10 protein-coding genes are annotated in these 13,242 nt (G+C 44.3%); all 10 read left to right on the forward strand.

What is annotated here, in order from left to right:
• The first annotated feature begins 2 nt into the window (after positions 1 to 2).
• The 10 genes from L0P89_RS08980 to L0P89_RS09025 all read left to right on the forward strand — a co-directional run bounded on the left by L0P89_RS08980 (position 3) and on the right by L0P89_RS09025 (position 13,132).
• The gene (locus tag L0P89_RS08980; RefSeq protein WP_235264764.1) at positions 3 to 1,877 is read left to right on the forward strand and encodes a DUF4270 domain-containing protein; all 1,875 of its coding nucleotides are present in this window, start codon (positions 3 to 5) and stop codon (positions 1,875 to 1,877) included.
• A gap of 119 nt (positions 1,878 to 1,996) precedes the next feature.
• On the forward strand, positions 1,997 to 3,844 hold the full coding sequence (gene glmS / locus L0P89_RS08985; protein WP_235264765.1) for a glutamine--fructose-6-phosphate transaminase (isomerizing): 1,848 nt from the start codon (positions 1,997 to 1,999) through the stop codon (positions 3,842 to 3,844).
• Between the two features lie 200 nt (positions 3,845 to 4,044).
• Positions 4,045 to 6,846: a TonB-dependent receptor gene (locus L0P89_RS08990; protein WP_235264766.1), complete on the forward strand. Its 2,802-nt coding sequence runs from the start codon at positions 4,045 to 4,047 to the stop codon at positions 6,844 to 6,846.
• 17 nt (positions 6,847 to 6,863) lie between these two features.
• Entirely contained in the window at positions 6,864 to 8,522 is a 1,659-nt protein-coding gene (locus L0P89_RS08995; protein ID WP_235264767.1) for a G-D-S-L family lipolytic protein, read from the forward strand.
• A 183-nt stretch (positions 8,523 to 8,705) separates the two neighbouring features.
• Positions 8,706 to 10,214: a F0F1 ATP synthase subunit beta gene (atpD, locus tag L0P89_RS09000; RefSeq protein ID WP_235264768.1), complete on the forward strand. Its 1,509-nt coding sequence runs from the start codon at positions 8,706 to 8,708 to the stop codon at positions 10,212 to 10,214.
• Positions 10,215 to 10,302: 88 nt separating this feature from the next.
• A complete protein-coding gene (locus tag L0P89_RS09005; protein ID WP_235264769.1) occupies positions 10,303 to 10,581 on the forward strand; it encodes a F0F1 ATP synthase subunit epsilon in 279 nt (92 codons plus the stop codon).
• Positions 10,582 to 10,740: 159 nt separating this feature from the next.
• Positions 10,741 to 11,112 (forward strand): hypothetical protein, encoded by a 372-nt coding sequence (locus tag L0P89_RS09010; protein WP_235264770.1) that lies wholly within the window; start codon positions 10,741 to 10,743, stop codon positions 11,110 to 11,112.
• A gap of 41 nt (positions 11,113 to 11,153) precedes the next feature.
• Complete coding sequence (locus L0P89_RS09015) at positions 11,154 to 11,816, forward strand: hypothetical protein (RefSeq protein ID WP_235264771.1); 663 nt, start codon at positions 11,154 to 11,156, stop codon at positions 11,814 to 11,816.
• Positions 11,817 to 11,866: 50 nt separating this feature from the next.
• Positions 11,867 to 12,409 (forward strand): hypothetical protein, encoded by a 543-nt coding sequence (locus tag L0P89_RS09020; protein ID WP_235264772.1) that lies wholly within the window; start codon positions 11,867 to 11,869, stop codon positions 12,407 to 12,409.
• A 33-nt stretch (positions 12,410 to 12,442) separates the two neighbouring features.
• Entirely contained in the window at positions 12,443 to 13,132 is a 690-nt protein-coding gene (locus L0P89_RS09025) for a hypothetical protein (protein WP_235264773.1), read from the forward strand.
• Positions 13,133 to 13,242: the final 110 nt, after the last annotated feature.

Raw genomic sequence — 13,242 nt, forward strand, 5'->3', positions numbered from 1 at the left:
TCATGAACCTTAAGAGAAAGGCGACAATTTCAACTTTGGTTGGAATTTTTCTGATGATGATGTCTTGTGAGGAAGATTTGACCACCTTGGGTGAGGGTGTGGTCGGCGGTGAACCTTTTAGTACCGGAAAAGTGGTTTTTGATGTTTTCGCCTATAACAAAAGGGTCAATGCGGTGCAAACCAACAGATTGCCCATATACCAGTTGGGCAACTTCAATGACCCCGTTTATGGAACACGCCGGGCCAGTATCACCAGTCAGGTACAACTTTCCATCAATCAAAACACTGGAACCATAAGCAATGTCTTTGGTGACTTTTCACAGGCTGTCGAAGATGGAGCGGACGATGATGAGAGCAATTCGACCATACCGGAAAACGAAACCGTAAAAGAAGTTTTTCTGTATCTGCCGTATCAATTGCCGCCAGAGAGTCTTCGAGATAGTGACCTTGACGGGGTTGAAGACCCATTTGATGCCGACCCTGATGATCCAAATAGTGATTCCGATAATGATGGGGTGACCGATAACGCCGAGAGAACAGGCGGTACAGATCCCTTGAACCCCGATACCGATGGTGATGGTATCGGTGATGCCGATGATGACAGTACGGTTGCCAATGCCTTTGCCAGAACGTTATCTCTTGATAGTATCTATGGCAATCGTGATGCGTCTTTCAGGCTAAAGGTCGAACGTTCGACATTCTTTTTAAGGAATTTGGATCCAAATACCAATTTTGAGGAGGCACAAGAGTACTTTTCAAGCCAAAGCTTCTCGCCCGATTTTGTAGATGAGGTACTTTTTGATGGGGATGTTCAGATAGATAATGAACAAATTGTTTTCTTCAATGAGGATGACCCCGATACTGAAGATGTTGATGAGTCATTGACATTGGATGCCAGCAGGACCCTGAATCCAGGTATACGAGTGCCTCTTGACCCATCTTTTTTTCAAGAAAATATACTGGACCGGGAAGGAAGTTCAGAGTTGTTGAGCCAAGCCAATTTCGCAGATTTTTTTCGAGGGATCCATTTGTCTTTAGATGCCAATGACGATATGATGCTGCTGCTCGATCTATCAGCAGCGAACATTACCATCACCTACGAATATGACAATTATAACGATAACGATACCTTTTCTGATACTTCAGATGATTTCATCGAACAGGTCGAACGCGATCTTGTATTGAACCTGTTGCGAAACATCAACGGATTCATTTCAGGAAATGCCGTAAATACCTTCGAAAGTGATGATTTTCCACCTCAAATTGCAGATCAGCTTGACAATGGCGATAACGCTTCCAGAATATATCTCAAGGGCGGTGATGGGGCCGTGGCCGAGGTCAGTCTTTTTGATGACACAGATGCCGACCCAATATTGGAAGACATACGCTCGAAAAATTGGATAATAAACGAAGCCAATCTGGTGTTTCACGTTGATGAACAATCGCTCAATGGTTTGATTGAAGAAGAACGACCTCCAAGAATATATCTCTATAATGCCGAGACAAACCTGCCCATTTATAATCTTGCGATTGAAAATGCAAGTTCAGACAGCGCAGAGCCCCTGGGGTTGTACCTTAATTTTGGAGGTATTCTGGATAGGGAAAATAATACCTATACCATTCGTATTACCGAACATATCAACAATATCATAGTACGTGACTCTGCCAATGCCAGACTGGCCCTTACCTTGACTTCAAATATTGATATTTCGCAAGCTAGGATCGCTGAGGCCATGGGGGCGAATGGATCAGTAGTTGATGTGCCGGTGATGTCGACCGTGAATGCCTTGGGCACGGTACTTTTTGGAAGCAATGTGCAGGCTGCCAACGAAGAGAAAAAATTAAAGCTCGAAATCTTTTTTACAGAGACAAATTGATTTATACATAATATTTAATACCGCTGACGGATTTTTTGCGTTTTATATCCGAGAATTGTTTTCATTTCCCCCTTAAAAACTAATTTTGTTTATCTAAATCAATTGAAAACTACCTAGTTATGTGTGGAATCGTAGGTTATATAGGCCATAGAGATGCATATCCCATCATTATTAAAGGACTGCAGCGCTTAGAGTATCGAGGATATGACAGTGCCGGTGTTGTGCTTTTCGATGGCGAAGACATGCATTTGTCAAAGACCAAGGGAAAGGTCGAAGACTTAAAGAACAAAGCCGAGACCAGTATTAAAACCAGAGGTAAGTTGGGCCTTGGCCACACTAGATGGGCAACCCACGGTGTGCCAAACGATATCAACTCACACCCCCATTATTCGAATTCCGGTGATTTGGTGATTATCCATAACGGTATCATTGAGAATTATGAATCTATTAAAAAAGCCTTGACCAAAAGAGGGTATACCTTTGAATCAGATACCGATACCGAAGTATTGGTCAACCTCATCGAAGAAGTCAAGGAAAAAGAAGGGGTCAAACTTGGCAAAGCCGTACAGCTAGCCTTGAACCAAGTCGTTGGGGCCTATGCCATTGCCGTGTTTGACAAAAACAAGCCTGATGAGATCGTCGTGGCGAAATTAGGTAGTCCGCTTGCCATTGGTATCGGTGAGAATGAATACTTTATCGCTTCCGATGCATCGCCATTCATTGAGTTTACCAACAATGCCGTGTACTTAGAGGATGAAGAAATGGCCATTGTCAGAATCGGCAAGGAGATAAAATTGCGCAAAATAAAAGATGACGCCATTGCTTATCCGAATATACTGGAACTTCAACTGAATCTTGAAGAAATAGAAAAAGGGGGCTATGAGCATTTCATGCTGAAAGAAATCTACGAACAGCCTAGGGCCATCCACGATACTTTTCGAGGAAGGTTGCGGCCCGATCAAGGCATTATCAAAATGGCCGGTATTGATCAAAACATTGAAAAATTTCTAAATGCCAACAGAATTATTATCGTCGCTTGCGGTACTTCTTGGCACGCAGGTCTAGTTGCCGAGTATATTTTTGAAGATTTGGCGCGAATTCCCGTTGAGGTCGAGTATGCTTCTGAATTTCGCTATCGCAATCCGGTGATTACAGATAAGGATGTACTTATTGCCATATCGCAATCTGGTGAGACGGCCGATACGTTGGCGGCCATTAAACTGGCCAAAGAAAAAGGGGCATTTGTATTTGGCGTTTGTAATGTTGTGGGCTCTTCGATAGCCAGAGAGACCAATGCCGGAGCCTATACCCACGCAGGACCTGAAATCGGGGTCGCCTCAACAAAGGCCTTCACCACGCAGATTACAGTACTCATGATGATCGCCATGAAATTGGCCAAAGAAAAAGGAATTTTTTCCGAATCGAAATTTCATGAGTTTTTGACAGAACTGGAAGGCATTCCGAGCAAGGTTGAGAAAACATTGGAGTCAAATGCTTTGGTAGAGCACATATCAGATGTTTACAAAGACTCGACAAACTGCTTGTATTTGGGCAGAGGGTATAACTTTCCGGTTGCGCTTGAAGGAGCTTTAAAGCTAAAGGAAATCAGCTACATTCATGCCGAGGGCTATCCTGCGGCAGAAATGAAGCATGGCCCAATAGCTTTGATAGATGAACAAATGCCAGTTGTGGTCATAGCAACCAGAAAAGGGCATTATGAAAAAGTGGTCAGCAATATCCAAGAAATAAAATCTAGGCACGGCAAAATCATCGCAGTGGTCACTGAAGGCGACAAACAGGTCAAAGAATTGGCCGATCATGTCGTAGAAGTGCCGGAAACTTCAGAGAGTTTGACACCCTTGCTTACCACCATACCCCTGCAATTACTTTCATACCATATTGCCGTAATGCGTGGGTGTAACGTAGACCAACCGAGAAACTTGGCCAAATCGGTTACAGTGGAGTAACATAGTATATCACGTAAAATAAGAAAAGTCGCCTTTTAAGGCGACTTTTTTGTTAATTCAACAATGATTGAATCATTTCATTGCCAAATCAATACTATGCATGCATAATTTTTTATTCTGTTATGGGTTTGGATGCAAAAAAAATGTATATTCCACCCGTAAAATTAAAACTAACTTAACGTTATCTAATCTTAGCACTCATGAGAATAATAATGCTTGCTTGCTTCCTGCTGTTTGGCTTTGTGGCCTATTCGCAAACAACGGTACAGGGTAAAGTAGTAGATGAGAACAATGAACCGATTCCCGGTGCGAATGTGATCCTAGTTGGAAAGGCAGAGGGGACCACCACTGATTTTGACGGAAATTATGAGTTCAAAACCTCAGAAAACCCACCTTTTCAGTTGCGTATTTCAATTCTTGGTTTTTCTGATGCCATCGTGAATGTCACCTCAAACAATCAAACCATCAACGTAACATTGAATGAGGCATCTACTTTGCTCGATGAAATTGTGATATCGGCCTCAAGAACACCAGAGCGTATTTTCGAATCGCCCGTAACGGTCGAACGTATGGATATCAAGGCCATTCAAAGCTCGACATCGCCCACTTTTTATGATGCTTTGGAAAACCTCAAAGGGGTTGACATCAACACCAACAGTTTAACGTTCAAATCGGTGAACACCCGTGGTTTTGCCACCTTTGCCAACACCCGTTTCATGCAGTTGGTCGATGGTATGGACAACTCTTCACCTGCCCTTAACTTTCCACTGGGCAATCTCTTGGGCATGTCTGAACTTGATGTGAACACCGTAGAGCTTTTGCCCGGGGCCTCATCGGCACTTTATGGTGCCAATGCTTACAACGGTATCATGTTCATGACCAGCAAGAGCCCTTTCAATCACCAAGGAATCAGTTTTTATGCAAAAACAGGGCTCACCTCAAGTAGTAATGCCGGCGACAACGACTTCTTTGATGTGGGCATACGGGCAGCACATGCCTTTAGCGATCACTTTGCCGCGAAGGCATCGGTATCTTTTTTAAAGGGTACAGAATGGTTTTCAACAGATTATACAGATTACAACAATCCTGGTCTCACAAGGGATGACCCGGCATATGACGGACTCAACATCTATGGTGATGAGGCATCGACCACACTCAATTTTGATGAATTGGCCGCAGCATCGTTGCCCATTCCGGTGGCTACCGATTTTGGTGAGGCCACGGTTTCAAGAACCGGCTATGAAGAAAGAGACCTTATGGACTATGATGCAGAGAGCTTAAAAGCAGATTTCGCACTTCACTTCAAGCCGTGGGCCGATGATTTTGAAATAGTCTGGAATTCTAAGATCGGTCGTGGAAACACCATTTATCAGGGTGCCAACCGTTATGCCATAAAAGATTTCTTTATGCAGCAGCACAAGTTGGAAATACGCAACAACAACTTCTTTGTTCGCGGATATACCACTGCAGAAAAGGCAGGAAACTCTTATGACACAAGATTTGCCGCACTTAATGTAAACCGTAGGTGGAAAAGGGATGCACCCAACCCTGACAATCCCTCAGAGCCTTCATGGTTCGGGGACTATGCAGCGGGCTTTATCGGCTTTTTGGCCAATCAAGGTATTTTTGCCCCTACGGACGAACAAAAAGTTGCTGCCCATGCCTTTGCCAGACAACAGGCCGATACGGGCAGGTTCTTGCCTGGAACCCCAGAATTCAACAATGCTTTGGCCGCCGTCACCGCCGACCCTAATTTAGAGACCGGGGCCAGATTTCAAGACAACTCCAAAATCTACCATATCGACGCCAATTACAATTTTACGCATTTGACAGGTGATTTTGCCGATATTATGGTAGGGGGTTCTTGGAGACAATATGAGTTGAATTCGGGCGGTACCATTTACACCGATAGCGATGGCCCAATCAACTACAATGAATATGGCGCGTACGTACAGCTGCAAAAGAAAATGCTCGAAGAGCAGTTGAAGTTTACGGGTTCTATTCGGTATGATAAATCAGAATTTTTTGATGGGTTCGTTTCACCGAGGCTTTCTTTGGTCTACGCCATTGATGAGAACAAAAGGCATAATATCAGGGGATCATTTCAAACAGGTTTCAGAAACCCCGATACCCAGTCGCTCTTCATCGGCCTCAATGCAGGTAGGGCCATTTTGGTGGGATCGGCACCCGATAACCTAGATCGCTATACCACGCCGGAACTTTTGTTGAGTACCAATGGCCAAGCGCTGACAGGTCAGCAGACGGTTCAGCTTTCGGGCGGCGAGGCCTATACCAATGCCTTTTCGCGCGAATCGGTCGAGGCCGGAGTCCCACAAGCATTTGAGTCATCTCTGGTACAACCCGAGCAGGTAACGGCCTATGAGGTAGGCTATCGTGGCGCTGTAGGTAAGGTCAATATCGATTTCAGTGCCTATTACAACCAATATGATGATTTTATCTCGAATAGAACCGTTTTGGTACCCCTTTACGGTGAAGCGGGAGACAATGCATTGTCTTTGTTGGCATTGCAGAACGAAGATTTTCAAGCCTTTCAGACCTACACAAACTCCGTGGCAGACATAAGCTCATATGGAGGTGGCTTGGGCATCACCACACAGATATTTGGCAACTATGACTTTGGCATTAACTACACCTATGCGAAACTTGATTTTGATAGGAGTTCAGATCCAGGTTTTGAGCCCAGCTTCAATACCCCTGAACATAAGGTAAAGGCCTCATTTGGTAATCAAGAACTGTTCAAGAATTTTGGTTTCAACATCAATTGGCGTTGGAACGATTGGTATCTCTGGGAGGCCACTTTTGCCGATGGTTTCATACCATCGAGGCATGTCGTCGATGCCCAGGTCAATTTTAGTGTTCCGAGCATCAAATCAATTTTCAAGCTAGGGGGCGCCAATATTTTAGGAGAAGAATATGTGAGTGCGCCCGGTGCAGGGCTCATAGGGTCACAATTCTTTGTATCATGGGTTATCAATCAATAATAAAAAAGCTAAGAAAAATGAAAAACAAACATATATATACCGCATTTCTTTTTGGGGCATTTCTTTTTTGGGGTTGTAGTGAGGAAGACGATATTTTTGCGGTGCCCTTTGTGCCAGAGGTAGAACAGGTGACTCCACCGCCAGTAAACTATACCAGTGGTACGGCAGATTTTTCTACCTATGTGTCCGTGGGCAATTCTTTGACGGCGGGCTTCTCTGACAATGCCTTGTTCGTAAGAGGGCAGACAGCCTCTTTTCCCAATATTTTGGCCCAACAATTTGCTTTGGCCGGTGGGGGAGATTTTTCCCAGCCGTTGATGAACGATGATTTGGGAGGATTGTTGCTGGGGGGCAATGAAATAGCCGATACCCGACTGATTTTTGATGCCGCAAATCAAGTTCCCGTCAATATTCCGGGAGACCCTACCACAGAGGTTTCCAATGTGCTGTCGGGCCCCTTTAACAATATGGGGGTGCCAGGAGCGAAAAGCTATCATTTGTTGGCCAATGGCTATGGCAACGTGGCCGGTGTGGCTGCTGGACTTGCCAATCCGTATTTTGCTAGAATGGCCTCTAACCCCAATGCATCGGTAATGGAAGATGCAATGGCACAAAACCCGACTTTTTTCTCTCTATGGATAGGCTCCAATGACATTTTGGGGTATGCCGTATCAGGGGGTTCGGGCGAAGACCATAATTTGACAGGTAATCTTGATGCATCGACCTACGCGGGAAATGATATTACCAACGCAGGGGTTTTTGCACAGGTGTATAACGGCCTGTTGGCTACTTTGACGGCTGGTGGTGCCGTGGGCATTGTGGCCAATCTGCCCAATGTGACCGATGCACCTTATTTTACAACGGTGCCCCATGCACCGTTAGACCCTACCAATCCTAGTTTTGGCCCCCAGATCCCTACATTGAATACGGTCTTTGGAGCCATGAACCAAGTATTTGCCTTTTTGGGGGTCCCTGAGCGTTCGGTAGTGTTCTCTGAGAATTCGGCAAGTGCGGTCGTGATCAGAGATGAGACGTTGATCGACTTATCGGCCCAGATCGCCCAAGTGCTGAATGCCGATCCAAATTTCCCGTTGTTTGTACAACAGTTTGGGCTTCCGCCCCAGGCCGCCCCGTTGGTGGCCAATCTTTTCGGAGCTGCGTACGGACAAGTGAGACAGGCCACGGTAGAAGACCTTTTGGTATTGCCCAGTCGTAATGTAATCGGTAGTATTAACCAAGATTCCTTCGCATTTCTACAATCACAAGGGTTATCGCCAGAACTGGCCGCCCAGTTTTCAGCAGAGGGGATTACGTACGCTTTGGATGATCAGTGGGTATTGATTCCTTCTGAGCAAACGGCCATTGCTGATGCTACGGTTGCTTTTAATACTACAATTGCGGCAGCAGCAGAACAATTTGATTTGGCTTTCTTTGATGCCAATACTTTTCTAAACACGGTAGCCACCACCGGAGTGCCCATTCAATCTGGAGATAACCCAGCTACGGTAACTGCCGATTTTGTTACTGGCGGCGCTTTTTCATTAGATGGGGTGCATCCATCCCCTAGGGGCTATGCAGTGGCAGCCAATCAGATGATCGGCATTATCAATGCCAAATATGGTTCAAATCTACCAGAGGTCAATCCTGTTGATTTTACGGGTCTGTATCTAAATTGATTGTGGGCAAGACTACTTTTTGACATTAAATTTTAACAATTTTATATATAAACAAGGGCATCTAAATGGATGCCCTTTTTATGACGAAAAATTTTTCAGTATAATGATGTAAAAGCATATCTTTGCAGCCGGAAAAAATAAGCTTTCCCTTTCTTATAGTAGAATACAAAACAAAGAAAAATAATGGCAAAGATTACAGGAAAAGTTGCCCAGATCATCGGACCGGTCATTGATGTTGAATTTGAATCCGGAACCGAAATCCCAAAGATTTACGATTCATTGGAAATCAATAGGGAAGATGGTACCACTTTGGTGCTTGAGGTACAATCGCATATCGGCGAGAATACCGTAAGAACCGTTTCGATGGATTCAACAGATGGTCTGAGCAGGGGCATTGATGTCGTTGCCACGGGCAATGCGATTCAAATGCCTATCGGGGAAGATGTATATGGGAGACTTTTTAATGTAGTTGGCGATGCCATTGACGGAATGGAAAACCTGCCCAAAACAGGTGATAATGGTCTTCCAATCCACCGTGAGGCTCCAAAATTTGAGGACTTATCGACCTCTACAGAGGTGCTTTATACGGGGATCAAGGTAATCGACCTTATCGAACCGTACGCCAAAGGGGGAAAGATTGGTTTGTTCGGTGGAGCCGGGGTAGGCAAAACAGTATTGATCCAAGAGTTGATCAACAACATTGCAAAAGGCCACGGTGGTCTATCGGTTTTTGCCGGTGTAGGTGAACGTACCCGTGAAGGCAATGACCTGCTTCGTGAGATGCTTGAGTCAGGGATCATCAAATATGGCGATGATTTTCTGCATTCAATGGAAGAAGGCGGTTGGGATTTGTCGAAAGTAGACAAAAAGGCCATGAAAGAGTCAAAGGCGACCTTCGTGTTCGGTCAGATGAACGAACCCCCGGGGGCACGGGCCCGTGTGGCTCTGTCTGGGTTGACAATTGCTGAATATTTCCGTGATGGTGCTGGTGATGGCCAAGGAAAAGACGTACTTTTCTTTATCGATAATATCTTCCGATTTACACAAGCGGGTTCTGAGGTGTCGGCCCTTTTGGGAAGAATGCCCTCAGCAGTGGGCTACCAACCGACTTTGGCCACAGAGATGGGTACGATGCAAGAGCGTATTACCTCTACGAAAAGAGGTTCGATTACATCGGTACAGGCGGTTTATGTGCCTGCAGATGACTTGACCGACCCTGCACCTGCGACCACGTTTGCCCACTTGGATGCCACTACGGTACTTTCGCGTAAAATTGCGGAGTTGGGCATTTATCCCGCGGTAGATCCATTAGATTCTACCTCTAGAATACTTACCCCTGAGATTTTGGGCAAAGACCATTATGCATGCGCGCAGCGTGTGAAAGAGTTGTTGCAACGCTATAAAGAACTACAAGACATTATTGCCATATTGGGTATGGAAGAATTATCTGAAGAAGATAAGTTGGCAGTCGGACGCGCACGTAGGGTTCAACGTTTCTTATCACAACCTTTCCATGTGGCAGAACAATTTACGGGTATTCCCGGGGTGTTGGTCGATATCAAAGATACCATCAAAGGCTTCAATATGATTATGGATGGTGAGTTGGATCATCTCCCAGAATCTGCCTTTAACCTGAAGGGAACCATCGAAGAGGCTATTGAAGCTGGTGAGAAAATGCTTGCGGAAGCGTAAATAAGTTTAGGGTTAAGAATGTAGAGTTCAGAGTTTATTGGAACTCGTCGCTTATCACTCATAACTCATAACTCATAACTTAAAAAGGATGTATTTAGAAATCGTATCCCCAGAAGCTACATTGTTTGCAGGTGAGGTCACCTCTGTATCAGTGCCCGGCGTCAATGGTGAGTTTCAAATGCTTGAGAACCACGCTCCAATTGTATCCCTTTTACAAGAAGGAAAAGTAAAGGTGAAGGGCAACATCATTATCGAAGAAGAGTTTCAGCACAAATTTACCAAGGGAGCAGACAGTGAAACGATTCTAGAGATTACCAGTGGTACTGTCGAAATGAAAGATAATAAGGTCATTGTATTGGCAGACTGAGGTAAACGCTATTTTAAGAAATTAAGGCCCAACTCGAAAGAGTTGGGCTTTTTTGTTCCTACCTGAATTCATAGATTTTTTTTGCGTATGGGATTTCTTGGATAAGAAATGGAATATTCAAGAATATCTTGCCCTTACTAACCCATCAAATCACAAAGTATGAAACTAGCGGCGAAAGAACAGATAGACTTAGAAGAGCTTAAAGGGAACCTTGAAAGAGCGTTCACAGACTATAAGGTAAGCTATCCACTATTCAGCAAAAAAATGCTGAGGGTCAGCAAAGGACTTTCTTGGGTAGGGGTGTTTCAAAAGAAGGATGTGGTCAAGATTTCAGGTGGACCCAATATTGGAAATGTCTGGCTGATTTTGGCCATCGCTATCGGCGCCGTTTTAGGAGTCATCGGTGCCCTATTGGTTGTGGGGATAGTTTGGTTCGCCAAAAAGAAGGAATTCACCAGAATGGAACAAGAAGTAGGCCATTATATCAAAGAAAAGTATGCATTGCAAGATAGTGCCGTCGCAAAGGCGTAAGCACAGTAATAACCGTAGATAAATCTTTAAAAACAAACATTATGAAAACTACAAGATCGACTATTTGTTTGATGACAGCATTTGTTTTCTGTCTCGGAACCTATGCCCAAACCTGCATGGGTTTTGGTAGCGTAATTAAGCAAAAATGGCAACAAAGCTACAATGTAAGCCATGCTATTGGGGGTATTGCCCTAACACTTATACCAGTTGTAGGCCAAGAACCACAAGCTACCAATGCCATTTCACAGGCCTCGGCCCAGTTTCACGATTTCGTGTTCAACCAAAATAGACAGTCGTGGGCTACCGTTGGTGCTAGAGAACTGCCCGTGCTGAAGACCAAGACCAAGCAAAATGGAACCTTGAGAAAAGCCGGTGTTGGTGGGGTACGTGTCTTTACAACCTCCGGAATGTTCTGGGATAGGGTAGAAATCGAAATCGAAAAGAAAGACGGCAGGGCACAAACAGACATTATTGTATGTACCTGGGATATGGCTTCAGGGGCCAAAAACAATTACGCAGAAAAAACCTTTCCGAATGGTCCGGGCAAAGGAAAACGAAAATTCAACATTCTAAACGTTCACGGTAAGTCAATTTCGATCAAACTCAGAAATAGATCGGCCGTCAATACCTTTAAATACAGTATTACCTCACAGGGCTTTCTGAATCACGAAAAACAACGGCAGAGGGGTCTGGCGAATCAATAAATGTCAAAGTCGCAAAAGGCTTGGCAACATTGCTAAATAGGATGTCACAGATGAAAAATTTACTTACAGTTATATTGGCTTTGGTGTCTTTTTATCCCATAATGGCACAGCCCAAAGTGTACAGCATTGAACCCGTGCCCAACGATAAGGTGGCCTATAGCGGTAATCTCTCTGAAGGGATGTTCTTAGACGACCTTTCTTGGGCCTGGAGCAGTGCAAATGCCTGCTTCCCTGAGACCCAAAAGCAAAAGTTTACCGGAAAACATCTTTTTTTCACGGGCATCATCCCGAAATATAGCGAGCTGACAGTGACGGTGATACCAAAAGATACCGAGGCAAATTTTAGTTTATATGCCTACGAAATTGGATCTGATAGTTCAGATTTGGCTCCAGATCTGCCCAGTTGTATTCGATGTGAGGCAGACCACAAACGGGAACGGAATTTTAAGGGAAGTGCCCCACAAGACCATACCCGTTTGGTAAAGGATCTGGTGGCCATCAATACCCCGTATAGGGTGGTCATTGGGGTTACCGGGGCCGATGGCTTGGGCGAGGGTGAGTTTACCTTGGTGGTCGAGACCAAATCCCGATAGATGAAAAATCGTTAAATAGTAAAAGAACAAGTGATGAAAAAAGCAGTTTTATACCCTATTGTATGCCTTTTGGTTGCTTGCGCCTCTGAAACCCAAAAAACCGGGCTAGAGATGATTGCCGACCACTATGGGGCCAAAACTTCATTTGCGAAGGGGTTCAACACCAATGCAGGGGTAACACGCACCAATTTTACCGTAAAAGTGTCTGATAGTAAAATGATCGATACCCTAAGGTCTGATTTGACCTCATCAAACATTGCCCTTATGCTTTATGAAAGTTTCGATGAAGATGAACGCGTGGCATTTGATGATATTTTTGTCGAGATTAGAAGAGATACCGTTTCTAAAGCTGATAAGTCAAGCTATGACCCTGAGAGGCTGAAAGTTGGTTTGGACCAAGCAGCGATTTTCACCAATTTTTCCGATAATTTCTTAGGTCAAAAATTTGGGGCAATTTCCGATAACATGGCGCCTGAATATCAAAATGCTGAGCTCGCTTCGAACCTATCCAATTATTGGAAGGGCCTTATTGCACAACATGGAAGGATATTAGGTTACAAAAGAATAGGATTTGGGGTGTATACAACCCCAAAAAATGAAAAATTGTTCTACTATTCAGGAATATTGAATTTTAGGGATGGATCCCAAAGGGGGTATAGTGTACAAACATCCCAAAACATTGATGACAATCATCTTATGGGGTTCAAATTTGATGAGTATTAGTCAGCTGTGGCCGACCCGCAATTTTAAATAATTAATTGGTGAGCAGTTATTTATGTGTTAAATTGAATGGTTTTCCCGGCAGACCAAATCTTCAATTTACTAACAATCAA

The organism is Muricauda sp. SCSIO 65647 (genome assembly GCF_021534965.1).
Classification (GTDB): domain Bacteria; phylum Bacteroidota; class Bacteroidia; order Flavobacteriales; family Flavobacteriaceae; genus Flagellimonas_A.

Bases quoted from the DNA above. Each gene is read 5' to 3' on its own strand.
- L0P89_RS08980 (WP_235264764.1), top strand. From the start codon at position 3: ATGAACCTTAAGAGAAAGGCGACAATTTCAACTTTGGTTGGAATTTTT.
- glmS (WP_235264765.1), top strand. From the start codon at position 1,997: ATGTGTGGAATCGTAGGTTATATAGGCCATAGAGATGCATATCCCATC.
- L0P89_RS08990 (WP_235264766.1), top strand. From the start codon at position 4,045: ATGAGAATAATAATGCTTGCTTGCTTCCTGCTGTTTGGCTTTGTGGCC.
- L0P89_RS08995 (WP_235264767.1), top strand. From the start codon at position 6,864: ATGAAAAACAAACATATATATACCGCATTTCTTTTTGGGGCATTTCTT.
- atpD (WP_235264768.1), top strand. From the start codon at position 8,706: ATGGCAAAGATTACAGGAAAAGTTGCCCAGATCATCGGACCGGTCATT.
- L0P89_RS09005 (WP_235264769.1), top strand. From the start codon at position 10,303: ATGTATTTAGAAATCGTATCCCCAGAAGCTACATTGTTTGCAGGTGAG.
- L0P89_RS09010 (WP_235264770.1), top strand. From the start codon at position 10,741: ATGAAACTAGCGGCGAAAGAACAGATAGACTTAGAAGAGCTTAAAGGG.
- L0P89_RS09015 (WP_235264771.1), top strand. From the start codon at position 11,154: ATGAAAACTACAAGATCGACTATTTGTTTGATGACAGCATTTGTTTTC.
- L0P89_RS09020 (WP_235264772.1), top strand. From the start codon at position 11,867: ATGAAAAATTTACTTACAGTTATATTGGCTTTGGTGTCTTTTTATCCC.
- L0P89_RS09025 (WP_235264773.1), top strand. From the start codon at position 12,443: ATGAAAAAAGCAGTTTTATACCCTATTGTATGCCTTTTGGTTGCTTGC.